Raw genomic sequence first — 24,990 nt, 5'->3', positions numbered from 1 at the left:
TTCGTTCAGTCTGCCGCCGCGGGCGACGTGTCGCCGTCAGCGTCGGCGGGCGACTCGACACCCGTTCCCTCTTTCGCCGCCAGCGCCTCACACAGCAGTTCCGCGATGTCGATAATCTCGATGTCGTCCTCGAAGTCGCCGGTCTTGCGGCCGTCCTCGTACATCGTCCCGCACATCGGACAGGCGACGACGAACTTCTCGACGGCGTCGCCCGCGTCGGTGTCCTCCAGTGCCTCGCGCAGACGCTCCTCGCTCGGCTTCACGTCCTCGTCTTGGTCCATCCAGAGGCCGCCGCCGCCGCCCCCACAGCAAAAGGAGTCCGCGCGGTTGCGCGGCATCTCGTACAGGTCGACGCCCGTGGCGCGGATGAGGTCGCGTGGGGCCTCGTACACGTCGTTCATCCGACCGAGGTGACACGGGTCGTGGTACGTCGCGGTGTAGTCGAGTTCCGTCCCGTCGAGGCCGAGTCGACCCGACTCAACGAGGTTCTCGACGACCTGCGTGTAGTGGAACACGGGCGCGTCGAACTCGCTCATCTCGGGGTACTCGTTGCGGAAGGTGTTCATCGAGTGGGGGTCGGTCGTGACCACCTTCTCGAAGGTACAGGAGGCGAACGCCTCGGCGTTGTCCTCGACGAGCATCTCGAACAGGCCCTCCTCGCCGACGCGGCGCACGTCGTTGCCGTCGTGCTGTTCGTCCTCGTAGAGGATGCCGTAGGAGACGTTCGCTCGCTCGAACAGCGTCGCCAGCGACCGGGCGACCCGTTGGTTGCGTTCGTCGTAACTGGGGTACTCGCCGACGTACCAGAGGAACTCCACGTCCTCCTCGCGGGCGTCGGGCACCTCGAAGTCCAAGTCGTCGGTCCAGTCGGGGCGCTTGCGGGCGGGGTCACCGAACGTGTTGCCGTTCTGGAACACGTTCATCATCGCGTCCTGGACCATCTCGTCCATCTGGCCCGTCTCGGTGAGGCGGCGGTTCATCTGCGTGAACTCCGAGACGTGTTCGATGTCGACGGGACAGGCGTCCATGCACGCCATACAGGACATGCACGACTCCATCGACTCTGCCGCGATGACCGACTCGCCGCCGTCGGCGACGATCTCGATCTCTTCGGTTCGCCCGGCGTCGAGGTCCTCGCGGTACTGTTTTAGGTCGAGGATCACGTCGCGCGGGTCGAGGTTGCGACCGGATGCTTTCGCCGGGCAGACTGACGAACACCGACCACACTTCGTGCAGGCGTCGTGGTCGAGGATGTGTCGCCACGAGAAGTCGTCGATGGAGCCGTAGCCAATGTCGTCGGGGCCGGCGTCTTCGGGCACGCCGGGGAGGCGAACGCCCGCCTTCTCGTCGCGCGTGACGACGTTCGCGAACGAGGAGATCATGTGGAACGGCTTGGCGTACGGGATGGCCGCGATGAACGCGAACGCGAGGATGGCGTGACTCCACCACGTCCAGTGGTACAGCGTCTCTGCGAGGCCGGCGTCGACGCCCGCCTCGAAGAACACGCCGGCGAGGAAGTAGCCGACGAACGACACTCGCTCGAAGGCGACGAACTCCGCGGAGCCGATGATGCGGAACGCCTCCAACACGTAGCCGCCGACGCCGAGGGCGAGGAGGGTCCAGACGAACGCGTCGTCCTCCAGCGAGGTGTGTTTCCCCCACAAGCGGCCCTCGCGTTCGGTGTAGCGGCGGTAGATGGCCATCCCGACGCCGACGACGAACAACAGGCCCATCGCGTCCATCACGAACGAGTACGAGAGGTAGAAGTCGCCGACGAAGAAGGAACTGCCCGTCACCGGTCGCCAGAAGTCCAGGTCGATGCCGAGGATGGTCGTCCCAATGAGGAGCGTGAGGAAGCCCCACAGGATGAACGAGTGCATCACGCCCGCGTACAGGTCGCGGTCATACTGGTTGCGGTTGGAGGCGACGATGCGGGCGGCCCGCAGGATACGCCCCGGGAGGTCGTCGAGGCGGTCGAACCAGTCGTCTTCGCCCTCGGCGTACCGCGCGAACCGCTGGTAGGTGCCGTAGGCGAACACCGCCAGCGCGACCGCCGCGAGGTAGTAGAACGCGGCCTTCCCGACGGGACCGATGGTCCAGAAGGTCTCGCGCGTCACGTCGGCTTGCATATCCGTATCGGGTTTCCGTCCGTGGTTAAATCTTCTCACACCATTTTGTGTGAACGACCGGGGCACTCGGCTTCCGGCGGTCGATTTTCGGGTTGCCCCGCCATCCTCTGAGTACGCTGGACCCTCCAACACGTTTTTTGCCCTCCCCGGCGTGAAATGGGTTCTATGGACGAGAAGACGGCCGAACTCCGCGACATCTTCCTCGACACGACCGGCGGGGAGACGGTCACGGAGCGACAGGAGGAGGGACGGGGCTCACTCGCAGCCGAGTCCAACGCCGACGAGCGTGTCGCCGAACTGGTCGGGCGTATGCGCGAGCGCTACGACTTCGAATCGGACCTTTCGGCGTCGGACCTCCAGCGTGTCGTCTCGCTGTTCTTCGAGGAGGCCGACGACGACGCCATCGCGGACGAACTCGGAATCGACGGGGACGAGGTATTCGACGCTCGGATGGATCTGCACCTCGTTCGCGAGTCCGACCGGGACGCTCCCTTCGAGTTCGCGGCGCTTCGGTCGCTCCACGTCGATGACGTGCCGATACCCGAGCGTGCGGCGGAACTCGACGCCGACGAGGAGACGGTCGCCCACTACTCGCGCGTCGTCGCCGTCGACGCCCGCTCTACCCGCGCCAACGACCGCTTCCGCGACGAGTTCGCAGAACTGCTCACTGAGTCCGACCTGAAGGAGGGCCACACCGCCGACGCGCGTGAGGACGGTCTTCGTGAGGCCGCCGAAGACATCGAGACGAACGTTTCCTTCTGAACCGACCACTTTTCACGGGGGCCTCGCGCGCCTTCGGCGCACTCGACCCCCGCCAAAACCCGTCGATGATCAAAAGGCCGCTCGCTCAGGCCTGAGGGCCCTCGCTCGCGGTACAGCGCACGATGGTTCCGCTTCCGCACCGCGACTGCGCCGACGGCACACAGTATCCACATTCTGCCGACGCCTCCGCGACCGCTCCGCCGCGCTCCCTCGAACGTTCAAATACGAATACGGCTCCAGCGTCCCCGTGTCGACAGAGAAGGCGACGTTCACCGACCTCGCGACGGCGACGTACTGCCCGCGCCAACTGTACTACGACCGTCGCGAGGGCGACCGTTCACCGCCGCCGGAGGCGACCCGTCGGATCGACCTGGCGTTTCGCTACCCCGAACTTCGTTCGATGGACGACGCGACCCTGTCCGAGGAACCCATCGACTGTCGCCCCGACGAGTATCGCGTGGCCCTCGATAGTCTCGCCGCCCGCGACGACTGGGCGACGCTCGCGAATCCGCCGTACACGCGGGCGCTTCTCGACGGGAAGGATGCTCGCGGGATTGCCCACAAAGTCCTCGGCGCGATGGGGTCTGACGTTCCCCGCGACGAGGACGGCGATCCCACAAACGCGCCGCCCGTGCCCGTAATCGTCTCGCCCGGTTCCCCGCCCGAACAGGGGGTGTGGGAGCCACAGTCGGTGAAGGCGGTTGCGGCGATGGCGGCGCTGTCGTGGTCCGAGGAACGACCAATTCGGCGAGCGCTCGTGGAGTATCCTGCTCACGCCGTCGTTCGCGAGGTTCGCGCGTCGGTACGCCGCTCGGGAACGTACCGTCGCGTTTTGCGAACGCTCCGAGCGATGGAGGGCGTCCCCGCACGACTATCGAACGACGAGAAGTGTCGGGCCTGTCGCCACCGCACGAACTGCGGGGTTCGAACGCGGAGTCTCCGGAGTCTGCAGGGGCTGTGACTACCTCAGGGGTGGGTTGCCAGCCACTCGCGTATCTCGTCGGCGAGGGGGCCGGCGCGGTGGATCACACCGCGGTCGGGGTCGACGACCGTACTCTCGCCGCCGGGGGTCTCTCCCTCGTCGATGACCGCGCCGACCGCCTCGCGAATCGCTGGGTCCAGATCCGCGACACGGCGGACGCTCCCCGCACCCGAGCGGTTCGCGCTCGTCGCGGTGATCGGACCGGCGGCGTCCGCGAGCGCCCGCGCCGTCGCGTGGTCGGGCACGCGAATCCCGACGCGAGGGTCGCCGTCGGTGAGTTCCGGCGCGAGCGTGTCGCCGCGGTCGACGACGACCGTCACCGGGCCGGGGAGGAACGCTTGCGCGAAGCGGGCGGCGCGGTCGCTCGCGGGAACCAGCGACAGCGCCGCCTCGACGGACCCGAACGCGACGGACAGCGGCTTGTCACGGGCGCGACCCTTCAACTCGAACACGCGTTCGACCGCGTCGGCGTTGGTCGCGTCTGCTCCGAGGCCGTACACGGTCTCGGTTGGGTACACTACCGCCTCGCCCGCGCGAATCGCAGTTGCCGCTCGCTCGACATCGTCGTTGCTGCGCTCGTCTGTTGGGTCGTCGGAGGGCATGGCGCTCGGTTACAGGGAGTCGAGGTGCGATTCGACCTCGTCGTAGTCGGGGAAGTCGGGCCACTCGGCGGCGACCCACGCGTACTCGACGGTGTGGTCGTCGTCGAGGAGGAAGATCGCCGGCCGGTGTTCGCGGACGCCGGTCATTCCGTCGAGGTCGTGGACGACACCGTACGCCTCGCCGACGCCACAGCCGGGGTCGGAGAACAGTTCGTACTCCATCTCACGCTCGTCGAGGAACGTCTTGTGCTCGTACGGCGTCGAGATGGAGACGCCGACGACGGTGACGCCCTCGCTGTCGCCGTGACCCCACTCGCGGTCGCGAATCTCGTTCCACACGTACGTCGCGGGGAACGCGCCGTCCATCGGGAAGAACACGAGCGCGACCGGGCCCTCGATGTCCGACAGCGCGGCGTCGCGCCAGTACTCCGCGCCGACGAGCGGACGGGTGAAGTCGGGTGCGGCCTCGCCTTCGGCGACGTGGTCCGTCTCGGGGAGTTCGACGACGTCGAAGTCGACCATTCAGGCACCCCCAGCCGCGCCGCCCTCGCCGTACGTGCGGTCGAGGTACTCGACGATGTTGCCCGACTCTGACATCGTGACGCCGGTGTTCTCGTCGCGGATGGCCGGCACCGAGCGCTTGCCGGTGAGTCGCGCCACCGCGTTCCGGTCGGAGTGCATCGGTTCGACGAACCGCGACTCGTACGCGAGGTCGTACTGGTCGAGTTTCCGCACGACCCGCTCGCAGTACGGGCACGCCTGCAGGCGGTACAGGGTGATATCGGTCTCAGACATACCTGCCAGTACCGTCTCCCATCTCCTAATGGCTTCGCCCGCGGAACGCCAGTCTGTCTCTCGAATCGCCGCCCGCGAGGACAACGCTTAATCCGGGGGCCGGACTAGCCTCCGTATCACATGGGTTTGCCGCCGGTACTCGCATCAGTAGTCGCGCCCGCGCAACTCGGGGGACTCGCGAACGTGGTTCCGATCAACGACACCACGATCACTATCGCCGGCGTCTTCGCTATCGTCGTCCTCATCGGACTGTCGGCGTTCTTCTCCTCGTCGGAGATCGCGATGTTCTCGTTGGCGAGCCATCGCGTCGAGCAACTGGTCGAAGACGGGAAAGTCGGCGCGGAGGCGGTGAAGGAACTGAAAGACGACCCGCACCGTCTCCTGGTCACGATCCTCGTCGGGAACAACATCGTCAACATCGCGATGTCGTCGATCGCGACGGGGCTGTTCGCCATCTACATGTCGCAGGGGCAGGCGGTCATCGCCGCGACGTTCGGGATCACCGCGCTGGTGTTGCTGTTCGGTGAGTCCGCACCCAAGAGCTACGCCGTCGAGAACTCCGAGTCGTGGGCGATGCGGATCGCACGGCCGCTGAAGCTCTCGGAGTATGTCCTGTTCCCGCTCATCGTCGTCTTCGACTACCTCACTCGCGTCATCAACAAGGTGACCGGCGGCCGGTCGGCCATCGAGACCTCGTACGTCACCCGCGACGAGATCCAGAATATGATCCAGACCGGGGAACGTGAGGGCGTCATCGAGGAGGAGGAACGCGAGATGCTCGACCGCATCTTCCGATTCAACAAGACCATCGCCAAGGAGGTGATGACGCCGCGGCTGGACGTGACGGCGGTGCCGAAGGATGCCTCCATCGACGAGGCTATCGAGACGTGCGTGCAGGCCGACCACGAACGGGTCCCGGTGTACGAGGGGAACCTCGACAACATCATCGGCGTCGTGAACATCCGCGACCTGGTCCGCGCGCGCTACTATGGCGAGGGCGAGAACACCCTCGCGGGCGTCGTTCAGCCGACGCTGCACGTCCCCGAGTCGAAGAACGCCGACGAACTCCTCGAAGAGATGCAGGACACCCGGATGCAGATGGTCGTCGTCATCGACGAGTTCGGGACGACCGAGGGTATCCTCACGCTGGAGGACATGGTCGAAGAGATCGTCGGCGAGATTCTCGAGGGCGACGAGGAGGAACCGTTCGAGTTCGTCGACGACAACACCGTCCTCGTGCGCGGCGAGGTCAACATCGACGAGGTGAACGAGGTACTCGACATCGAACTCCCCGAAGGACAAGAGTTCGAGACGCTCGCTGGCTTCGTGTTCAACCGCGCGGGCCGCCTCGTCGAGGAGGGCGAAGAGATCGACTACGAGGGCGTGAAGATCCGGATCGAAGAGGTCGACCACACGCGGATTATGCGTGCTCGCGTCACTGTCACCGACGAGTACTTCGCCATCGACGACGAGGAAGCGGAAACCGGCGCGGAAGCCGAGAACTGACCTCAGGCGCACTCGCGCCACACGGCGGTTCGTTCACGTTCTCTTCGGTGGTCGGCTGTCGGCACTCACGCAGTCGTCGTCTCTCTCAGTAGAAGTCTCGGAGTGTCGCTTCGCCGGAAGCGACAGTTACGGGTGCGGGACGTTGAGTGGTTGCACCGACACGTTCCGGTCGGCGTCGACCGTCACGACGGTGTCGAGGTACTCGAACGTCACTTCGCCCTTGGTATCAGCGAACAGTCGGTCGAGCGCCTCCGGGCGGATTACCTCGTACAACGGCGGGTCGAGCGCACGTTGGTCGACGCCTTTGTGCTCTGCGACCGCCGCGAGGACGGCTTCCGTCATCGTCTGTGTTGGTGTCGTACTCATAGGAACTCGGGATGGTCGCTGGGCGAGGTGACGGGTCTCGGTGCGTACCTGACCGTCGTTCCAATCTGCTCTCCCAGGCATAATTGTACAACTCACCCAATTGGATTCCCCAATATAACGCCTTCGAGGCATCGCTCGCGGCTTCAGCGTACGTGCACGTTACGTTCGTTCGGTACTACTTGTGTACTCGAACGAGTTCGAAAGCCCGTCCTCTCTGGCGAATCTTGGGCTGATGCTGTTGTGTCCTCTACGAACAATATTGGTGTCCGGACCACCGCACGGACAGCCATCGGTGGCGTGTCGAGTCGACTTACAACACCGCGTCGACGACGGTGAACGCGCCGTAGCCGACGCCGAGTGCGAGCGCGAGCGATCCGATCCACGCGAGGACTGTGTAGATCATCTTCCGGGTGCTCACACCCGCGCCACCGGCGGCGTACCCCGACCCGATGATCGCGCTCACGATGATCTCGTTGAACGAGACGGGGATACCGAACGCGACGGCGGTCTGTGCGATCGCGAAACTGGGGATGAGCGCGGCGATAGAGCGCCGCGGCCCCAGTGAGGAGTAGTCCTGTGCGAGCGCTTTGATCATCCGGGGTGCACCGGTCCACGACCCCGCGAGGAGACCGAGGCCGCCGCCGACGAGGACGGCGATGAGCGGAATCTGGACGGCCGCGCTCTCGCCGCCGAGGAGGGGAACAAGCGGCCCGATAGCGAGGCCGACCTGCGACCCACCCGCCGAGAAGGCGACGAGGCCGCCGAGCGCCAGGAGGAATCGGCGTTGGCCACGCGCCTCGTCACGGAGCATATCCTGAAACAGGAGGAGTGCGACGACGATGGCGAACGCCAGCGTCACGAGCACACGCCCGCTGTCGACGCCCGCAATTGGATCGATGGGCAGGAGTCGCCCCAGCGCACCCGCGGCCGACCGCTGGACGCCCGGCGGTCCCAGGACGGTGAAGCCGATGTTGGCGACGATAGCGGCGACCAAACCTGCGAGCGTCGGGACGGCGACTTGCTCGGAGACGTGTTTCGAGCGAAGCAGGCGTGCGGTGGCGTACGCGATAGAGCCACCGACGAACGGGACGGCGACCCACAGCGAGACGATTTCGCGGTACTTCGCCCACGCGGGGTCGCCGCCGAGGGCGAGGCCGACGCCGACGACCGCGCCGGTGACGGTGAACGCCGTGGCGATGGGGTAGCCCGCGAACACGCCGATTGCGACCAGCACCGCGGCCGTGATCAGGCCGACGATGGCGGCGGCGGCGGTGATGGTGACGCCGTCGATGAGCGACGTGCCGACCGCCTCGGTGACGTTGGCACCCTGGAGAACGGCCCCGGCGAAGCCGAGGACGCCGACGACGAGGCCGGCGCGCATCACCGAGATAGCGTTCGCGCCGACGGCGGGGGCGAACGGCGTCGACCCCGAAGAGCCAGCGCCGATGGCCCACGCCATGAACAACGACGCGAGCGCGGCGACGAGAAGCGTGGCGAGGGTGCCGACTGCGACCATACCCGGGCGTCACCGCCCGCGGGTAAGTCGTTGTTGGGTCGCGGACCGACTCAGCGTCGTCCCTGATCGTAGCCTTCGGCGGCGCTCACGATGATCCGGCGGATGAACAGGTACGCGCCGAACACGAGCGCCAAGAGCGTGACGAGGATGACGGTCAACGCGGGGTTCGCCGTCACCGCCGAGATGAGCGTGTCGACAACAGCCATGCCAGCGGATGCGTCGCTGTGAGGGATAGTGGTTTCGACAGGCTACCGCCACAGCAGGGTTTGTCGTCGTCGGTAGCCGCTCAGGCTTCGACGCCCGCACCCTCGCCTGCGTCGCCGTCGGCCTCGTCGCGGACGCGGCGGCAGTAGGCGGTGAAGTTGTCGAACAGCGTCTTCGCCTCGCAGGCGGCGTCGTAGTGCTCGGGCGTGATACCCGCCAACACCGCGTCCACTTTCTCGTCGCCGATGCGCTCGCGTTTCCCCTCGGTGACGGTGCGGGCCGTCTCGATGTCGTACTCGGGGTGGAACTGGACGCCCCAGCAATGGCCGTCGCGGAAGGCGTGGACGCCGAACTCGTTTTCCGCGAGCAGTTTCGCACCCGGCGGCAACTCCACCACCGCGTCGCCGTGTGTGGTGAAGACGGTGAACTCCTCGTCGATGCCGGCGAACAGTGCGTCGTCGCCGTGGTGGCTGATCTGGTTGTAGCCAATCTCGAAGTCGTCCATCCCGCCGACGCGCCCGCCCAGCGCCTCCGCGAGCACCTGATGGCCGTAACAGACCCCAAGGATCGGCAGGCCACGCTCGGCGGCCTCGGCCGTCCAGTCGATCAGCGGGTCGATCCACTCCTCGTCCCAGTAGACTGACGACCGGGAGCCAGTGATCACCACGCCGTCGAACTCGAAGTCATCGGGGAGTTGCTGGTCGTTCGCGTTGAACTCCGCGAGGTCGGCGTCGAGTTCCCGCCGGAAGTTGCGGGCAGTGTTCGCGCCATCGTGGGCCGCGTTGAGAAGCGCGAGGCGAAGCCGTGTCATTACCCGGTGTGCGTCGCTCGCGGACAAAGGGATTGCGCCACCGCCGAGTTCCGTCGCCGTCCGTGACGCGGCCGGTTGCGTCGTAGCCTGCCGCTCACTCCTCGGCGAAGAAGTCGAGAATGCGGTCGTTCACTTCCCGACTCGCCTCGATGGTCGCGAGGTGTGCGGCATCCTCGATACCGACGAACTCCCCGCGCGGCAGGCCCTCGGCGAGTTCCTCCCCCTTCGTCGGCGGGCAGACCACGTCCTCGCGGCCGTGGAGGACGAGCGTCTCGTTCGTAATCTCGTACAGGCGGTTGGACACGTCGAACTCGCGGACGGCCGCTCGGGTCGCCTCCCACGCCTCGCGGTCGGCGTCCTCGTTCGCCCGCCACTCGACGACTCGCGAGACGAGGTCAGGTTGGGTGTCGAGGAAGTCGTCGGTGAGCGTCGCCCGCAGCGACGACTCCAACGCGGCGGGGTCGCCGGGATCGGCCCACAGCGGGTCCGGATCGAGCCCTCCTCCGTATGCAGACGTTCCAACGAGCGCGAGGTTCCGGATGCGCTGAGAGTGCAGCGCCGCGTGCAGGGCGACCATCCCGCCGAGGCCGACGCCGACGGCGTGGCACTTGTCGATCCCCGCGTCCGCGAGGACGGCGTCGAGGTCGGCGGCGAGTTGGCCGACCGTGTAGGGGCCGGGTTGGGCGTCGGAGTCGGCGGTTCCGCGAGTCGCCGGGACGACCGTGCGGTAGGGCCCAGCGATAGCGGCGTGTTGCCACCCCCACTGCCACGGGCCGTATCCGATCTCGCCGCAGCAGACGACGGCGTCCACGTCGTGTGCGTCGCGCCCCTCGCCGTCCACCTCGTAGTACAGGTCCACGTCTCCGTTCGTCGCGTACGGCACGCCAGACGATTGGTGGGCGCGTGGCGTCAATCCCCGGGATCGCTCGCGGGTCGCTTCGTCTCCCGCGCGTCGCGGGGCCTCCCTGCTTCGGTCGTCGGCCTCGCGACCGCGCGCCGCTCACGGCTCGCTCCGTTTACCGTTCACCTCGCGGTCTCGCTTGCGTTCGACCGCGCCCTATTTCAGCCGGGACGACGACGCTGACTCCATGATCGACTTCCGTTCGGACACGGTCACGCGACCGAGCGACGAGATGCGCGACGCCGCCCGCGACGCCGAGGTGGGCGACGACGTGTACCAAGACGACCCGACGATCAACGAACTCGAACGCCGCGCCGCGGACCTCGTCGGGATGGAGGCGGCGCTGTACGTCCCCTCGGGGACGATGGGCAACCAGGTCGCCATCCGGACCCACACCGACCGCGGGCAGGAGTTGCTCTGTGACGAACAGGCGCACATCTACAAGTGGGAACTCGGCGGCATCGCGCAGTTGTCGTCGGTCCAGCCACGTATCCTCGACTGCGGCGAGCGTGCGGTCCCCACGCCCGAGCAAGTGCGCGAGGGCTACGTCGAGGAGGACCTCCACCGGCCCGGCACCGGCCTCCTCTGTCTGGAGAACACGCACAATTCCCGCGGCGGCATCGCCGTCCCCAAGGCTGACATCGACGCGGCCGCCGACGCCGCGCACGACCTCGACGTGCCGGTCCACCTCGACGGCGCGCGCTTCCTCAACGCCTGCGTCGCCCGCGACGTTGACCCCGCGGAGATGACCGCCGAGGTGGACACGGTGATGTTCTGTCTCTCGAAGGGGCTTGGCGCACCAGTCGGGTCCATCGTCGCCGGCCCGCAGGAGTTCGTCGACCGCGCGCGTCGCATCCGCAAACTGTTCGGCGGCGCGATGCGGCAGGCGGGAATGATCGCCGCGCCCGGCCTCCTCGCCTTAGAGAACGTCGAGCGACTCGCCGACGACCACGCAAACGCCGCCGCACTCGCCGAGGGGTTGAACGACATCGAGGGTCTCTCTGCGCCCGCCCCCGACACGAACATCGTGATGGTGAACAGCGAGGCCGCGGGGCTGACCGGCGAGGAACTCTCCGCCGCGTGCAAGGAGCACGGCGTGAAATTCCACGCGTTCGGCGAGTACACCTGCCGGCTGTGTACCCACCTCGACGTCGACGCCGACGACGTGACCGAAGGGCTCTCGCGAATCGAGGCGGCCGTCGGCGAGGCCTGAGCGGCCGAGCGTTCCCCGCGAGGTTATCACGTCAGCGAGCGTACGTTCCTCCGTGACCGATTCAGCCGCTTCACTCGACAGTCGCGGGCCGCTCGCTGGACTCGACGACCGCCTCGACGGCCTCCTCGGCCTCGCTGCGCTCGTCCTCGCCGTCAACGTCGTCGGCGGGGTGCCCGCCGTCCTCGGCGGGCCCGACTCCGCGTGGTTCGAGGCGCTGACCAAGCCAGCGCTGTACCCGCCGCCGTGGCTGTTCGGCGTCGTCTGGACGACGCTGTTCACGCTCACGGGCGCGGCCGTCTGGTTGCTCGTCCGCGCCGACGCCTCGCCCGAGCGACGGGTCGCCTTCGGCGCGTTCGTCCTCCAGTTCGCGTTCAACGTCGCGTGGACGCCCGCGTTCTTCCAGTTCCAACAGATCGGCGTCGCCCTCGGCATCATCGCCGTCCTCGTCGTCTTGTTGACGGGCACGGTCGTCGCGTTCGCTCGCGTCGACCGCCGCGCGGCGGCGCTGCTGGTGCCGTATCTCGCGTGGGTGAGTTTCGCGACGGTGCTGAACTACCAGTTCCTCGTACTCAACTGAGCCACGCTGTGGCGGCCTGCGGTGGGCCACGCCGCCTGATTCGGGCGTGAACTGGTGTCTCAAACGGCGGTGACGAACTCGAAGCGTGCGCCGCCCGCCTCGCTGTCGGTCAGCGTCACCGACCACTCGTGGGCGTCTGCGATGCGACGGACGATGGCGAGGCCGAAGCCGGTTCCGTCCTCCGCCGTCGAGACGCCCACGTCGAACACGGACAACCGATCCTCCGGGTCGACTCCGGGGCCGTCGTCGCTCACGGCGAACCCGCGCGCCGTCGGTTCGACCGTGACGTGGACGTCGTCGCCGCCGTGTTCGATGCTGTTTCGAAAGAGGTTCTGCAGGAGTTCGCCGAGACGCTCGGGGTCCGCGTCGATGTCGCCCGCTTCTGTCGACAGCGTCGCGTCCGCGGTGTCGACGATGCCCCACGCGCCGCGAGCGGTCTCGGCCAAGTCGACCAGTTCCGTCTCGCCGACGACCCGGCCCTCGCGGGCGAGTCTGAGTAAGTCGTCGACGAGATGGCGCATCCGTTCGACGGCGTCGGCGACGGTGTCGAGATGTTCCATCTCGCCCGTCTCACGTACCAACTCGATGTAGCCCTCGGCGATGGAGATGGGGTTGCGGAGGTCGTGTGAGACGACGCTCGCGAACTCGTCGAGGCGTTCGTTCTGCCGCTGGAGCGCTCGCTCGCGCTCTTTCCGCTCGCTGATGTCCGAGTAGATAGCGTAGCCGCCGACGTTCTCGGCCCCGGCTTCGAGTGGAACGACGTACATCAGGAAGTCGCGAACGCCGTCGGCGGTGCGGCGACGGCACTCTTGCCGGACGCTCTCGCCGTTGCGGAGGCGTTCGTTCAGTTCGCTCGCCTCCCGTCGGTCGGCGTCGGGGACGATGTAGTCGTCGATGGACTCGCCGACGACCGTCTCGCCGAAGCCGAACGTCTCGTCGAACGCCGAGTTGTACGACCGGACGACGGGGTCACCGTTGACCAACTCGAAGGAGATGGCCGCGTCGGGAACGTTCTCGAACAGCGCCGACAGGCGGTCGTGTTCGGCGCGGAGGTCCACCTCGGTTCGCAGTCGTTCGAGCGAGACGGCGACGTGGGTCATCAGCAACTCCGCGTTGTTGAGGTCACTTTGGGTGAACGCCTCCGGTTCGGTCGCGACGGCCTGAAACACCCCGAGGTCGCCGACGGGAACCGAGAGTCCGGATCGGTACTCCGCGCGGACCGGTTCGGCCGTCTCGTGGTCGCGCACGTCGTGGATGAGCGTGGACTCTCCCGTCTGGTACGTCTGCCCGGCGACGCCCTCGTCGATGTCCATCGGGCGGGAACTGTTCGGTGGACTCCCCTCGGAGTCGACCGTCGGCACGAGTTTGTCGCCCTGTCGCATCGTGAACGTCGACTTGTCGAACGAGAGCACGTCCTGTGCGGCGGTCATCGCACGCTGGATGAGCGCCCGTTCGTCGTCGGCCGTCGCGAGGTCGGTGGCAGCGTCGTGGAGTCGTTCGGTGACGCGGCGTGCCTCCCGCACCTCGGCCTCCGACTGGATGCGCTCGTGGGTCACCGTCGCGTACGAGGTCAGCAGTTCCGCGGATTCGAGGTCGTGGTGGTCGAACTGACTGACGGCGTCGGTGACGGCCTGAAAGACGGCGCCGTCAGCGAACGGGACCGACACGAGCGACTTCGAGGCCCCGTCGTACGACTCTGCGACGTCGTCGCTCGCGATGTCGTCGACGACGAACGACTGCCCGTCAGTGTGGGTGGCCTCCATCACGCCGAAGTCTCGCGGGAGTTCGGCAGGCAGCGTCGTGTCAGAGGTGGCCCGTCGCCGGAAGCGGTCGTCGTCGACGGTGTACACGCACGACCGGTCGAACGCCAACACTCGCTGTGCAATCTCGACGGTCAACTCGAACAGTTCGTCCTCCGAGTCGGCGTCGACGAGTCTGGGTGCGGCCTTGTGAAGTTCGGTCAGCACCCGCTCGCGCCGCGACAGGTCCGCCTCCGTCCGCAGGCGCTCGTACGCCTGCCCGACGTGCGTCGCGAGCAGTTCCGCCAACTCTCTGTCCGTCTCGTCGAACGCGTTCGGGCGCTTCGAGACGGCTTGGAAGACGCCGTCGTCGCCGAAGGGGACGGAGATGCCGGAGCCGTTGGCGTCGTCACCGTACAACTCGTGTGTCGACACGTCGTCGACGTGGATGGTCTCGTTGCGAAGGAACGCACGCCCGCCGAGCGACTCGTCGACCGGGACGCGAGTGCGAAGCCAGTCGACGGTCTCCGACCGCGCCTGTACCACCATCTCCGCCCCCTTGTTGACCGCGATGCCACAGTGGTCGAACGAGAGCACTCGCTGTGCGACTTCGACTGCCTCGTCGAACAGTTCCGCAACGTCATCGGCGGCGGCGATCTCTGCGGCCCCCGCGTGCAGTTCCGTCACGCGCTGTCGCGCCGCCCGGAGTTGTCGTCGCGTCTCGCCCTCGTGGGCACGTTCGATCTCTTTGGCAACCTGCGCGGGGGCGCTCCCGCTGTCGACGTAGCCGTCGACGAACTGGTCGGTTGCCGGCGGTTCGGTCGCCGCGTACACGACGACCGGGACCTGTGTGGCCGCGAGCATCGCTCGCGTCTCGTCGGCTATCGGCGGCTCGTCGACGAGGAGGATCGCGTCGGGGCGACGCGGTCGCTCGAACCGCTCCGCGAGCGACGCTGGCCCGACGGTCTCGGCGGCACTGTCCCCGAGTGCATCGAGGATCGACCGAGTGAGTCCGTCGGGAACCGCCCGTTCGTCCTCGGTCACGATGAGGACGAGACAGGACGGCTCCGCGACAGAGTCCGCCATTTCTGCCGATACGTAGTCGCTCCCTCATTTAATTGTAACGGGGGCGTGCTGTCGCGAGCGCGGCCCGGAACCCTTTTGCACGGCGACGGGGCAGAATCTGGTAATGAGCGACCTTACTGCCGAGTACCGCCTCGAGTATTTCGAGGAGGAGGGGTTCTCGCGACGGGAGTGTCCCTCCTGTGGTGCACACTTCTGGACCCGCGACGAGGACCGGGAACTGTGCGGCGAACCGCCGTGTGAGGACTACTCGTTCATCGGCGAACCTGGCTTCGACGAGCCGTACACGCTCGAAGAGATGCGCGAGGCGTTTCTCTCGTACTTCGAGGCCAACGGCCACGAGCGAATCGCGCCGTACCCGGTCGCGGCCAACCGCTGGCGCGACGACGTCCTCCTGACGCAGGCGTCCATCTACGACTTCCAGCCGCTGGTCACCTCCGGAGAGACGCCGCCGCCGGCAAACCCACTCACCATCTCGCAGCCGTGTATCCGGATGCAGGACATCGACAACGTGGGCAAGACCGGCCGCCACACGATGGCGTTCGAGATGATGGCCCACCACGCGTTCAACGCCAAAGAGGAGGTCGGCGACAAGTACGCGTACTCGGGAGAAGTCTACTGGAAAGACGAGACCGTCCGCCTGTGTGACGGACTGTTCGAAGAACTCGGCGCGGATCTGTCTGAGATCACCTACATCGAAGACCCGTGGGTCGGCGGCGGCAACGCCGGTCCCGCAATCGAGGTCATCTACAAGGGAGCGGAACTGGCGACGCTCGTCTTCATGTCCTTAGAGCAGGACCCCGACGGCGAGTATGAACTCAAAGACGGCAACACGTACTCGGAGATGGACACGTACATCGTCGACACCGGGTACGGCCTGGAGCGGTGGACGTGGATGAGCCAGGGGACGCCGACCGTCTACGAGGCCGTCTACCCCGAGATGATCAACTTCCTCAAGACGAACGCTGGGATCGACCTCAGCGACGAGGAAGAAGACCTGGTGCGCCGCGCCTCGACGCTGGCGGGCCACCTCGACATCGACGAGGCCGAAGACATCGAGGCCGCCCGCGACAACATCGCGGACAAACTCGGCGTCGACACGGACGACCTCACCGCCCTGCTGGAGCCACTCGAGAGCATCTACGCCATCGCCGACCACTGCCGGACGCTCGCGTACATGTTCGGCGACGAGATCGTGCCCTCGAACGTCGGCACGGGCTATCTCGCCCGGATGGTCCTCCGGCGGACGAAACGGCTCGTCGACGAGGTCGGCGTGGACGCCCCGCTCGACGAGTTGGTGGACATGCAGGCGGACCGCCTCGGCTACGAGAACCGCGACACCATCCGCGACATGGTGCGCACCGAGGTCGAGAAGTACCGCGAGACGCTCGAACGCGGCGGTCGCAAGGTAGAGGCGCTCGCCGACGAGTACGCCGGCACCGGCGAGCCGATTCCGGTCGAAGACCTCATCGAACTGTACGACTCCCACGGTATCCAGCCAGATATGGTCGAAGACATCGCCGCCGACCGCGGCGCGAGCGTCGACGTGCCCGACGACTTCTACGGCTTGGTCGCCTCGCGACACGACTCCGCGCAGGCGTTCGACCGTGGCGAGGGGGCCGACGAGCGACTCGCCGACCTCCCCGCGACGGAGCGACTCTACTACGACGACCAGGAGCGCACGGAGTTCGAGGCGGTCGTCCTCGACGTGTTCGAGCGTGAGGACGGCTACGACGTGGTGCTCGACCAGACGATGTTCTACCCCGAAGGCGGGGGGCAGCCAGCAGACCGCGGGACGCTGTCGACGGACGACGCGACCGTCGAAGTCGAAGACGTCCAACTCGACGGCGACGTGGTCCTCCACCGCACGGACGAAGACCCCGGCAAAGGCGAGTTCGTCCGTGGTCAGATCGACACCGAACGTCGCCGTCGGCTGATGCGCCACCACACCGCCACCCACATCGTCGGCTACGCCGCCCGGCAGGTGCTCGGCGACCACGTCCGACAGGCGGGCGCACAGAAGGGCATCCAGTCGTCTCGGCTGGACGTGGCCCACTACGAACGCGTCAGTCGTGAACAGGTGAAAGCCATCGAGCACGTGGCGAACGACCTCGTCCGGCAGAACCTCCCCGTGAAACAGGAGTGGCCCGACCGCCACGAGGCGGAGTCGGAACACGGCTTCGACCTGTACCAGGGTGGCATCCCGCCGGGCGAGCAGATTCGCCTCATCCGCGTCGGCGACGACGTGCAAGCCTGCGGTGGGACGCACGTCGCGCGGACCGGCGACATCGGCACGATCAAACTGCTGAAGGCGGAACCGGTGCAGGACGGCGTCGAACGACTCGTGTTCGCGGCGGGCGAGGCGGCCATCGACGCCACCCACCGCACCGAGGACGCCCTCTACGACGCCGGCGCTGTCCTCGACGTGGACCCACAAGAGGTGCCCGAGACGGCAGAGCGCTTCTTCACGGAGTGGAAGGAACGCGGCAAGACCATCGACCGCCTGAAGGAGGAACTCGCGGAACTGCGCGCCGCCGAGGGCGGCGAGGAGGTCGAAATCGGCGACGCCGTCGCGGTCGTCCAGCGGATGGACGCCGACAGCGACGAACTCCGCGCCACCGCCAACGCCCACGTCGAAGACGGCCGTATCGCCGTCCTCGGGTCGGGTGCGGGCGGCGCGGCCACCTTCGTCGTCGGCGTCCCCGACGGCGTCGGCGTCAACGCCGGTGAGGTCGTCGGCGAACTCGCCGCTCGCGTCGGCGGCGGCGGCGGCGGCCCGCCGGACTTCGCGCAGGGCGGCGGCCCCGACGTGGACGCCCTCGACGACGCCCTCGAGGCTGCGCCGGACGTCCTCCGGCAGAAACTCGAGGCCTGAGCCGTCGATGTCGATCATCGACTCGCTGCCGTACCCGCTGTCGGCGGCGGAGGTTCGGAGCCTCACCGAGTCCGAGCGCATCGTTGAGGCACACCACGAGGTGATCGCACAGCGGTCCGGGACGGAGGTCGTCCCGGCTATCCTTCTGACGACGGAGGAGCGGTCGTTCGCCATCGTCGAAGACCGCGAGGAAGGCCGGTACGAGGTTCTCGACAGCGGCGACCGTGACGACCGCGACGACGTGTACGCGTCGCTGCGGGAATGGGCGACCGAACAGGGCTACGGCGGCCCGTAGTCACTATGGCTGGTGACGACGCCACCACCGAGTACGACAAACTCGTTCGCGACGACATCCCGGCGGTGATTTGTGAGAGCGGTGAGATGCCCGTCACCAGGGTCGTCGACGGCGAGGAACTCCAGCGGTACCTCCTCCAGAAACTGGTCGAGGAGGCAGAGGAAGCGCGTGCGGCACGCGAGGACCCGGCGGAGTCGGTCGACGCCGAACTCGCCGACTGCGTGGCGGTGCTCGACGCTCTCCTCGACTGTCGTGACCGGGAGCGAGTCGGCCGCCTCCGTCGGGAGAAGGCGGCCGACCGTGGTGCGTTCGACGACGGCGTGGTGTTGGAACGCGTCGACCCCGACGCGTAGTCGGTACGAGGCGGTCGGGCCGTCGTGACCACCGAGACCGAAACCGCCTACACGTCGGCCCACCACCGGCGTGGTATGGACCCACGTATCCGCGAACACGCAGAGACTATCGTCGACCACTCCATCGAACTGGAGGAAGGCGACAACCTCGTCATCCACATGCCCGCCGAGGCCGAGGACCTCGCGGTCGCCCTTCACGAGTACGCCGGCGACATCGGCGCGAACCCGGTGTACCTCAACAACTCCCAGCGTGCCGCCCGCGCGTACCTCCGCGCTCACGACGACGACTTCGAGTTGCCGAGTCACGAGCTCGCCCTCTACGAGGAGACGGACGCGTTCGTCATCGCCAGAAGCGGCGGCAACGTCTCCGAGAAGGCCGACGTCGACCCCGAGACGACCGCCGCGTTCAACCGCGCGACCCGACAGGTGACGCAGGAACGCCTCTCGAAGACGTGGTGTCTCACGCAGTTCCCGACGCAGGGCCACGCGCAACTGGCCGGGATGAGCACCGAGGAGTACGAGAACTTCGTGTACGACGCGGTGAGCCTCGACTGGGAGGAGCAACACGAGTTCCAACAGCAGATGGTTGAGTTGGTGAACGACGCCGAGGAGGTGCGCATTCGCTCGGGCGAGGAGACGGACGTCACGATGTCCGTCGCGGGTAACGTCGCCCTCAACGACGACGGGAAGGCGAACCTCCCCGGCGGCGAGATATTCACCACGCCAGTCAAAGACAGCGTGAACGGCGAGGTCCACTTCGACCTGCCGCTGTACCGACAGGGCCGCGAGATCGAGGGCGTCCGCCTCACGTTCGAGGACGGCCGCGTCGAGTCGTTCTCGGCCGAACGCAACGAGGAGGTGCTCGAAGGTGTGTTCGACACCGACGAGGGTGCACGCTACTTGGGCGAACTCGGCATCGGGATGAACCGCGCCATCGACCGGTTCACGTACAATATGCTGTTCGACGAGAAGATGGGCGACACCGTCCATATGGCCGTCGGCGCCGCGTACCCCGAGACGGTCGGCGACGACAACGAAGTGAACGAGTCGGCCGAACACGTCGACATGATCGTCGACATGAGCGAGGATTCGGTCATCGAACTCGATGGTGAGGTCGTCCAGCGGAACGGAACCTTCCGGTTCGAAGACGGGTTCGAAGAGGCGTAGTCGACGAACCGCTCGCAGCGACCGACTGAGACGACGACTGTCTCGACGCTGCAGCCGTGCGTGCCACTTCCACCCCCACCGAAATTCGTGCCGCTGACGGCGTCGTCAACCCGTCGAGAAACCCTCACGGAAATGGATGAACTAATATCTTCCCTTCGCCGTAGCGGCACGGGGATTTATTATGACATATTCCTGCGTGCTAGCCGTGCCCAAAGTGAACTGTCCTGACTGTGGTCGTCACATCGGGATGCACGAACTCGAAGCGAAGACGACGGCACAGTCCGGCGGCTTCTCGACACGGTACCGTTGTCCGTTCTGTCGGACGGACATGGAAGACGTGACCGAGTTTATGGTCTAACTGCGTCGGTCGACCCTCCGCTTATCACTCCCGTACAACAGCGACAGTCGACGGTTACTCTTCGGTGTCGAGGTCGAACTGTGCGTTCTCGACGACGGTGTTGAGGACGACCGAGGTGTTCGTCTCGCGGATGTCTTGGTCCGCGAGCAGTCCCTTGATCCCCTCGTTCATCTCGTCGGTGTCGTGGAACTTGCCGATGGCGATGACGTCGTAGTCGCCGGTGACCTCGTACACCGAGACCATCTGTTTCTGCTCGCGCAGGCGGTCGACGATGTCCGGCAGCGCACTCCCCTCGACTTTCAACTGGACGATGGCGGTCACGTCGTAGCCGAGGCGGTCGTAGTTCACCCGCGGCGTGTACCCCTCGATGACGCCCTCGTCTTCCAAGTCGCGGAGGTGGTTCGAGACGGTCGTTACCGACACGTCGAGTTCCTCACCGAGCGACCGGAGGCTTGCACGCCCGTTACCTAACAGCGAGTTGACGAGCCTGGCATCGAGATTTTCGTACGTCATTACACCCGACGACGGCCTCGGGGGTTTAGAATTTGACGATTGTCCAGTCGATTCAGTATCGAGGGGAAATTGCACCGACCGCTAACGTCTATATACTGGGAGTGTGTTTGAGGAAACGCCTACAATATGACGGACGGAAATACCAAGCCTGACGGCGGATTGAGCGCGGTCGAACAGGACGTTCTCGACGAGATCGACGAGAAAGAGATCGACTTCCTCCGTCTGCAGTTTACGGACATTCTCGGCACAGTCAAGAACGTCTCCGTTCCCGCGACGCAGGCGGAGAAGGCGTTCACGGAGGGTATCTACTTCGACGGCTCCTCGATCAACGGCTTCGTTCGGATTCAGGAGTCCGACATGCGGCTCAAGCCCGACCCCGAGACGTTCGCTGTCCTCCCGTGGCGGACTCGCGAGGAGGGAGCAGGTGGCGCTGCTCGCCTCATCTGTGACGTGATCGACACCTCGACGGGCGAACCGTTCGAGGGCGACCCCCGTCGTGTGCTGAAGAACGCACTCGAGCGTGCCTCGGAGATGGGCTACGAAGTCAACGCCGCGCCCGAACCGGAGTTCTTCCTGTTCGAGGAGGACGAGGACGGCCGCGCGACGACGAAGACGAACGACGCCGGCGGCTACTTCGACCTCGCGCCGAAGGACCTCGCCAGCGACGTCCGCCGCGACATCATCTACGGCCTGGAAGACATGGGCTTCGAGATCGAAGCGTCCCACCACGAGGTCGCCGAGGGCCAACACGAGATCAACTTCGAGTACGACGACGCCCTCTCGACGGCCGACAACGTCGGCACCTTCCGCACGGTCGTCCGGGCCATCGCCGCCCAGCACGACCTCCACGCGACGTTCATGCCCAAGCCAATCCCGCGCATCAACGGCTCGGGGATGCACACCCACATCTCGCTGTTCACCGAGGACGGCGAGAACGCCTTCCACGACGACGACGACGAGTTCAACCTCTCGGAGACGGCCAAGCAGTTCACCGCTGGCATCCTCGACCACGCCGAGGCACTCGCCGCGGTGACGAACCCGACGGTGAACTCCTACAAGCGGCTCGTCCCCGGCTACGAGGCACCCGTCTACGTCGCCTGGTCCGACCGGAACCGCTCGGCGCTCATCCGCAAGCCGGCCGCACGCGTTCCGGCCGCCTCGCGTATCGAGGCGCGCTTCCCCGACCCGTCCTGTAATCCGTATCTCGCGTTCGCCGCGCTCATTCACGCCGGCCTCGACGGCATCGAGCGCGAACTCGAATGTGACGACCCGGTCCGCGAGAACATCTACGAGTTCGACGAGGCCAAGCGCGAGGAGTACGGCATCTCCACGCTCCCGTCGAACCTCGGCGAGGCACTCGACGCCCTCGAAGGCGACGAAGTCGTCCTCGACGCACTCGGCGACCACGTCGCCGAGAAGTTCATCGAGGCGAAGACCGCGGAGTACGACGACTACCGCGTCGACGTCTCGCAGTGGGAACTCGACCGCTACCTCGAGACGTTCTGAGGCGCTGTCCGACTCCCACGCTCGCTCGCCGACCACCTCCGACTTCTCTCATCTTTCACCGCGTCGAGCGACGGCCGTCGTCGTGTCTTCGTCGTGTCTTCGTCGTGCCTTCGTCGTGCCTTCGTCGTGCCTTCGTCGTGCCTTCGTCGCGTCGTCGCTCCATCGTCGCTCCTGCCGGGAGCCGTCGCTGACGGACTCACGAGTTGGGACTCCCGGATCGTCGCGTGACGACCGACCGACGCCTCACTCGCCGTCGTCGGCGTTCGGTTCCGCCTCGGTGATGAGGTCCTCGATGGGTTCTTCCTCGGGCGCTCGCGTCTCGCGCACCCTGCTGACGACCGTCGGCCACGCGACGATGAGTGCGACGGCGGCGAACGTCAGCGGGACGACCGCGAGCAGACGGAACGGCGTCGTGTCGGGGACGACGCCGAAGACGTACGGGAGGCCCGTCGTGGCGACGCCGTAGGCGCTCCCGAACAGGACGGCCATCATCGCGAGACCGCCGACGGTGTCGAGCGCACTCACCGGTGCGGTCTCGGTGCCACGGACGCGCCAGACTGCGTAGCCACCGAAGCCGCCGCCGATGGCGATGCCCGCCTCGACCACTTCCGTTCCGTGACCGCCAGCGGCGGCGATAGCGGCGGCGACGACGCCGAGGACGCCCGCGAAGAAGAACGCCCGGTCCGGCTTGGGTCGAAAGCCCGAGCGAGCGACCCGTTGGAACGCTACGAGGCCAGCGACGCCGACGGCGACGCCCGCCAGCACGTCGACGACGTAGTGGACCCCGAGAACGACGCGCGTCGCGGCGACGACGGTTATCAGGACGGTCGCGACACGGATGCGCGTTCTGCGCGTCCACACGTCGAGGAACGTCGCGAGGCCGCCGTACACCATCGTCGCGCCGATAGCGTGGCCCGAGGGGAACGCGAAGCCGTCGCCGGTGGCGGCGCTGACGAACGTGTCGTGTGCAACCGCCGGGATCCACAACGGCGCGGTCGCAGACGCCGCACCCGGTGGGCGAGCGAACGCGAACAGGCTCTTGAGACCGGTCGTGATGGCGAGTGCGCCGAGGCCGACGGCGACGAGCGTCGCGCCGACCGCGCGCGGGTTGGCTGCGAGTCGACGGTCGCCAAGCCAGTACAGCAAGCCGAGGCCGAGATACAGGAACCAGGCGTCACCCAACTGGGTGAGGAGGGCGGCGACGACGGTGAGCCACTCGGGGACGGCGAGCGGCGCATCGAGCAGGCCGTGTGTGGACATAGTAGCGGTGGGTGTGAGCGTGGACGTCAGCGGCGGTCTCGAACGGCGTCGAGCGCCTTCCAGGGCACCTCGACGACGTTGAGTCCCACGCCCACGAGGACGAACAGCGTGTAGAGGCCGAGTGTCGAGAGGAACAACACGAGCATCGCGGCGATGGCGACCCAGCCGTCGAGGAAGTAGAACGCCCCGAGCGTCATCACCGTCCCGTACAGGAGGACGAGATACGGTCCCCACCCGCGTGCGTGTCCGCGACGCATTCGACCGCGGACGTACCGCTTCAACTCCGCCTCCAACGCCGGCTTCTTCACCGTACGGTCGTCGAAGGCGTCGAGGTCGGCGCGGAGTTCGGCCACGCGTTCGTCCAGTTCCTCGATGTCTGGTGCCGGACGGCCGTCGTCCTCTTCGTCGCTCGCGGCCGCGTCGGTGCCTTCGGTCTCGCCGCTCATTCGTCCCTTCGCACGCGCGTCCCTCCCTTTACCCTGCCGGTCTCTGCCGTCTGTCGGTCGGCGCTCGCGGTCCGAATCACCACCGCGACCATCGCCGCCGCCCCTGCCGTCGGTCCGGACGCCTCCGTCCTCGCTGCCGTGATGGCCGCCGAGGACGGCGTTGACGACGGCTCCCACGAGGACGAGCACTGCACCGAAGTACAGGAACGTCACGAGGAGGAGCACCGCGCCGATGGCGCCGTAGAGGGCCGCCTGTCCGCCGCCGCGCGCCGCCTGGAACTCGACGTACGACTGGAACGCGACCTGCAGGAGCGTCCATCCGACGCCGGCGAACACTGCTCCGGGAACCACCTCTCGAACCGTGAGGTCGATGTCCGGAAACACGTAGTACATCGGAAGGAACGCGACCGTGAGCAACGCCGGCAACGCGACCAGTCCGACGACTCTGGCGACGATGCTCACCTCGACAGCGGTAACGACCGTCCCGACGGCAACCATCGCGACGAGGCTGACTGTGATGCTCGTGACGACGGTGAGCGAGTCTTTCAGCTGATCGACAATCCCCGTATCGTCGTCGGTGCCGTACACGACCGAGAACGCGATGTCGAGGCCGCGAAGTACCTTCAATGCGCCCCACAGCGTCAGTGGGAGACTGATGAGCGTCACCGACCCTTGTCCGGGTCCGTCGACGAGGGCGGTCACCAACACCTCTTGGCCCGTCTCGGTGAGGACGCCGGCGCTCGCGTCGATGACCGCCTGCGCGAGTTGCGGGCCGCCGACGGCGACGGCGACGACGAGGGCCAACACGGCGGCGGGAAACAGCGAGATGAACGCGTAGTACGCGACGCTAGCGGCGAGGAACGTGACGTTTCGGTCGCTGATCACGTTGGCGACGCGGCGGGCGGCCGCGACCGTCTGCCGGAGGGCGCTGTCAGCGTCGGTCGTGTCGGGGTCCGTTGGCACGCGGATATGTTCTCACAGATAGAAGAAAAGCACACGGGTCGTATCGGCGGCCAGGCGGGCGATTTCCG

23 protein-coding genes are annotated in these 24,990 nt (G+C 66.7%); 10 read left to right on the top strand and 13 right to left on the bottom strand.

The annotated features are described in order from the left end of the window. Positions 1 to 5: 5 nt before the first annotated feature. Positions 6 to 2,129, bottom strand: a complete 2,124-nt coding sequence (locus P0D77_RS01580; RefSeq protein ID WP_277554391.1) for a (Fe-S)-binding protein — start codon at positions 2,127 to 2,129, stop codon at positions 6 to 8. A 165-nt stretch (positions 2,130 to 2,294) separates the two neighbouring features. Between P0D77_RS01580 and P0D77_RS01575 the strand changes: the two genes are divergently transcribed. Both P0D77_RS01575 and P0D77_RS01570 read left to right on the top strand, forming a co-directional pair. Next, positions 2,295 to 2,891, top strand: a complete 597-nt coding sequence (locus P0D77_RS01575) for a conditioned medium-induced protein 4 (RefSeq protein WP_277554390.1) — start codon at positions 2,295 to 2,297, stop codon at positions 2,889 to 2,891. Positions 2,892 to 3,138: 247 nt separating this feature from the next. Continuing rightward, positions 3,139 to 3,852, top strand: a complete 714-nt coding sequence (locus P0D77_RS01570; protein ID WP_277554389.1) for a CRISPR-associated protein Cas4 — start codon at positions 3,139 to 3,141, stop codon at positions 3,850 to 3,852. A gap of 5 nt (positions 3,853 to 3,857) precedes the next feature. On the opposite strand, the gene P0D77_RS01565 is transcribed toward P0D77_RS01570, so the two are convergent. From P0D77_RS01565 to P0D77_RS01555, 3 genes are read right to left on the bottom strand one after another with little or no spacing between them, the layout of a single operon-like run. Continuing rightward, positions 3,858 to 4,475 carry an L-threonylcarbamoyladenylate synthase gene (locus P0D77_RS01565; protein WP_277554387.1) on the bottom strand — a complete coding sequence of 206 codons (618 nt, stop codon included), beginning with the start codon at positions 4,473 to 4,475 and terminating at the stop codon, positions 3,858 to 3,860. A 9-nt stretch (positions 4,476 to 4,484) separates the two neighbouring features. Beyond that, a complete protein-coding gene (locus P0D77_RS01560) occupies positions 4,485 to 4,997 on the bottom strand; it encodes a peroxiredoxin family protein (protein WP_277554386.1) in 513 nt (170 codons plus the stop codon). After that, positions 4,998 to 5,270 carry a glutaredoxin family protein gene (locus P0D77_RS01555; protein WP_277554385.1) on the bottom strand — a complete coding sequence of 91 codons (273 nt, stop codon included), beginning with the start codon at positions 5,268 to 5,270 and terminating at the stop codon, positions 4,998 to 5,000. Between the two features lie 120 nt (positions 5,271 to 5,390). Between P0D77_RS01555 and P0D77_RS01550 the strand changes: the two genes are divergently transcribed. Further along, a complete protein-coding gene (locus P0D77_RS01550; RefSeq protein ID WP_277554383.1) occupies positions 5,391 to 6,776 on the top strand; it encodes a hemolysin family protein in 1,386 nt (461 codons plus the stop codon). 126 nt (positions 6,777 to 6,902) lie between these two features. On the opposite strand, the gene P0D77_RS01545 is transcribed toward P0D77_RS01550, so the two are convergent. The 5 genes from P0D77_RS01545 to P0D77_RS01525 all read right to left on the bottom strand — a co-directional run bounded on the left by P0D77_RS01545 (position 6,903) and on the right by P0D77_RS01525 (position 10,556). After that, complete coding sequence (locus tag P0D77_RS01545; protein WP_277554382.1) at positions 6,903 to 7,142, bottom strand: HalOD1 output domain-containing protein; 240 nt, start codon at positions 7,140 to 7,142, stop codon at positions 6,903 to 6,905. 310 nt (positions 7,143 to 7,452) lie between these two features. Beyond that, complete coding sequence (locus P0D77_RS01540) at positions 7,453 to 8,658, bottom strand: inorganic phosphate transporter (protein WP_277554381.1); 1,206 nt, start codon at positions 8,656 to 8,658, stop codon at positions 7,453 to 7,455. Positions 8,659 to 8,708: 50 nt separating this feature from the next. Continuing rightward, a complete protein-coding gene (locus tag P0D77_RS01535; RefSeq protein WP_277554380.1) occupies positions 8,709 to 8,864 on the bottom strand; it encodes a DUF7859 family protein in 156 nt (51 codons plus the stop codon). Positions 8,865 to 8,944: 80 nt separating this feature from the next. After that, on the bottom strand, positions 8,945 to 9,673 hold the full coding sequence (locus P0D77_RS01530) for a type 1 glutamine amidotransferase (protein ID WP_277554379.1): 729 nt from the start codon (positions 9,671 to 9,673) through the stop codon (positions 8,945 to 8,947). A 94-nt stretch (positions 9,674 to 9,767) separates the two neighbouring features. Next, entirely contained in the window at positions 9,768 to 10,556 is a 789-nt protein-coding gene (locus P0D77_RS01525) for an alpha/beta fold hydrolase (protein WP_277554378.1), read from the bottom strand. A gap of 205 nt (positions 10,557 to 10,761) precedes the next feature. Between P0D77_RS01525 and P0D77_RS01520 the strand changes: the two genes are divergently transcribed. Both P0D77_RS01520 and P0D77_RS01515 read left to right on the top strand, forming a co-directional pair. Next, on the top strand, positions 10,762 to 11,787 hold the full coding sequence (locus tag P0D77_RS01520; RefSeq protein ID WP_277554377.1) for a threonine aldolase family protein: 1,026 nt from the start codon (positions 10,762 to 10,764) through the stop codon (positions 11,785 to 11,787). A gap of 52 nt (positions 11,788 to 11,839) precedes the next feature. Next, entirely contained in the window at positions 11,840 to 12,364 is a 525-nt protein-coding gene (locus P0D77_RS01515) for a TspO/MBR family protein (RefSeq protein WP_277554376.1), read from the top strand. A 59-nt stretch (positions 12,365 to 12,423) separates the two neighbouring features. Here P0D77_RS01515 and P0D77_RS01510 read toward each other — a convergent pair whose 3' ends face one another. Continuing rightward, positions 12,424 to 15,189: a GAF domain-containing protein gene (locus P0D77_RS01510; RefSeq protein ID WP_277554375.1), complete on the bottom strand. Its 2,766-nt coding sequence runs from the start codon at positions 15,187 to 15,189 to the stop codon at positions 12,424 to 12,426. Between the two features lie 103 nt (positions 15,190 to 15,292). Between P0D77_RS01510 and alaS the strand changes: the two genes are divergently transcribed. The 4 genes from alaS (at position 15,293) to P0D77_RS01490 (ending at position 19,876) form a co-directional block, all read left to right on the top strand. Continuing rightward, entirely contained in the window at positions 15,293 to 18,061 is a 2,769-nt protein-coding gene (gene alaS, locus P0D77_RS01505; protein WP_277554374.1) for an alanine--tRNA ligase, read from the top strand. A gap of 7 nt (positions 18,062 to 18,068) precedes the next feature. Beyond that, positions 18,069 to 18,356: a DUF7964 domain-containing protein gene (locus tag P0D77_RS01500; protein WP_277554372.1), complete on the top strand. Its 288-nt coding sequence runs from the start codon at positions 18,069 to 18,071 to the stop codon at positions 18,354 to 18,356. 5 nt (positions 18,357 to 18,361) lie between these two features. Then, positions 18,362 to 18,709 carry a nucleoside triphosphate pyrophosphohydrolase gene (locus tag P0D77_RS01495; RefSeq protein WP_277554371.1) on the top strand — a complete coding sequence of 116 codons (348 nt, stop codon included), beginning with the start codon at positions 18,362 to 18,364 and terminating at the stop codon, positions 18,707 to 18,709. A gap of 75 nt (positions 18,710 to 18,784) precedes the next feature. Then, positions 18,785 to 19,876 (top strand): aminopeptidase, encoded by a 1,092-nt coding sequence (locus P0D77_RS01490; protein ID WP_277554370.1) that lies wholly within the window; start codon positions 18,785 to 18,787, stop codon positions 19,874 to 19,876. A gap of 412 nt (positions 19,877 to 20,288) precedes the next feature. Here P0D77_RS01490 and lrp read toward each other — a convergent pair whose 3' ends face one another. After that, positions 20,289 to 20,747: an HTH-type transcriptional regulator Lrp gene (lrp, locus tag P0D77_RS01485; RefSeq protein ID WP_277554369.1), complete on the bottom strand. Its 459-nt coding sequence runs from the start codon at positions 20,745 to 20,747 to the stop codon at positions 20,289 to 20,291. 126 nt (positions 20,748 to 20,873) lie between these two features. Between lrp and glnA the strand changes: the two genes are divergently transcribed. After that, positions 20,874 to 22,253: a type I glutamate--ammonia ligase gene (gene glnA / locus P0D77_RS01480; RefSeq protein ID WP_277554368.1), complete on the top strand. Its 1,380-nt coding sequence runs from the start codon at positions 20,874 to 20,876 to the stop codon at positions 22,251 to 22,253. Between the two features lie 243 nt (positions 22,254 to 22,496). Here glnA and P0D77_RS01475 read toward each other — a convergent pair whose 3' ends face one another. Next, positions 22,497 to 23,513, bottom strand: coding sequence for a phosphatase PAP2 family protein (locus P0D77_RS01475; RefSeq protein ID WP_277554367.1), 1,017 nt, complete (start codon positions 23,511 to 23,513; stop codon positions 22,497 to 22,499). A gap of 26 nt (positions 23,514 to 23,539) precedes the next feature. Then, positions 23,540 to 24,922 carry a YihY/virulence factor BrkB family protein gene (locus P0D77_RS01470; protein WP_277554366.1) on the bottom strand — a complete coding sequence of 461 codons (1,383 nt, stop codon included), beginning with the start codon at positions 24,920 to 24,922 and terminating at the stop codon, positions 23,540 to 23,542. Positions 24,923 to 24,990 lie beyond the last annotated feature (68 nt).

Origin of the sequence: Halobaculum limi (assembly GCF_029490015.1) — an archaeon.
GTDB lineage: Archaea > Halobacteriota > Halobacteria > Halobacteriales > Haloferacaceae > Halobaculum > Halobaculum limi.
Note: the sequence above shows the minus strand (reverse complement) of the source record. Positions and strands in the feature narration are given on the sequence as shown.

Coding starts and splice junctions, on each gene's coding strand:
- P0D77_RS01580 (WP_277554391.1), bottom strand. CDS start 2,129: ATGCAAGCCGACGTGACGCGCGAGACCTTCTGGACCATCGGTCCCGTC.
- P0D77_RS01575 (WP_277554390.1), top strand. CDS start 2,295: ATGGACGAGAAGACGGCCGAACTCCGCGACATCTTCCTCGACACGACC.
- P0D77_RS01565 (WP_277554387.1), bottom strand. CDS start 4,475: ATGCCCTCCGACGACCCAACAGACGAGCGCAGCAACGACGATGTCGAG.
- P0D77_RS01560 (WP_277554386.1), bottom strand. CDS start 4,997: ATGGTCGACTTCGACGTCGTCGAACTCCCCGAGACGGACCACGTCGCC.
- P0D77_RS01555 (WP_277554385.1), bottom strand. CDS start 5,270: ATGTCTGAGACCGATATCACCCTGTACCGCCTGCAGGCGTGCCCGTAC.
- P0D77_RS01550 (WP_277554383.1), top strand. CDS start 5,391: ATGGGTTTGCCGCCGGTACTCGCATCAGTAGTCGCGCCCGCGCAACTC.
- P0D77_RS01545 (WP_277554382.1), bottom strand. CDS start 7,142: ATGAGTACGACACCAACACAGACGATGACGGAAGCCGTCCTCGCGGCG.
- P0D77_RS01540 (WP_277554381.1), bottom strand. CDS start 8,658: ATGGTCGCAGTCGGCACCCTCGCCACGCTTCTCGTCGCCGCGCTCGCG.
- P0D77_RS01535 (WP_277554380.1), bottom strand. CDS start 8,864: ATGGCTGTTGTCGACACGCTCATCTCGGCGGTGACGGCGAACCCCGCG.
- P0D77_RS01530 (WP_277554379.1), bottom strand. CDS start 9,673: ATGACACGGCTTCGCCTCGCGCTTCTCAACGCGGCCCACGATGGCGCG.
- P0D77_RS01520 (WP_277554377.1), top strand. CDS start 10,762: ATGATCGACTTCCGTTCGGACACGGTCACGCGACCGAGCGACGAGATG.
- P0D77_RS01510 (WP_277554375.1), bottom strand. CDS start 15,189: ATGGCGGACTCTGTCGCGGAGCCGTCCTGTCTCGTCCTCATCGTGACC.
- alaS (WP_277554374.1), top strand. CDS start 15,293: ATGAGCGACCTTACTGCCGAGTACCGCCTCGAGTATTTCGAGGAGGAG.
- P0D77_RS01500 (WP_277554372.1), top strand. CDS start 18,069: ATGTCGATCATCGACTCGCTGCCGTACCCGCTGTCGGCGGCGGAGGTT.
- P0D77_RS01495 (WP_277554371.1), top strand. CDS start 18,362: ATGGCTGGTGACGACGCCACCACCGAGTACGACAAACTCGTTCGCGAC.
- P0D77_RS01490 (WP_277554370.1), top strand. CDS start 18,785: ATGGACCCACGTATCCGCGAACACGCAGAGACTATCGTCGACCACTCC.
- lrp (WP_277554369.1), bottom strand. CDS start 20,747: ATGACGTACGAAAATCTCGATGCCAGGCTCGTCAACTCGCTGTTAGGT.
- glnA (WP_277554368.1), top strand. CDS start 20,874: ATGACGGACGGAAATACCAAGCCTGACGGCGGATTGAGCGCGGTCGAA.
- P0D77_RS01475 (WP_277554367.1), bottom strand. CDS start 23,513: ATGTCCACACACGGCCTGCTCGATGCGCCGCTCGCCGTCCCCGAGTGG.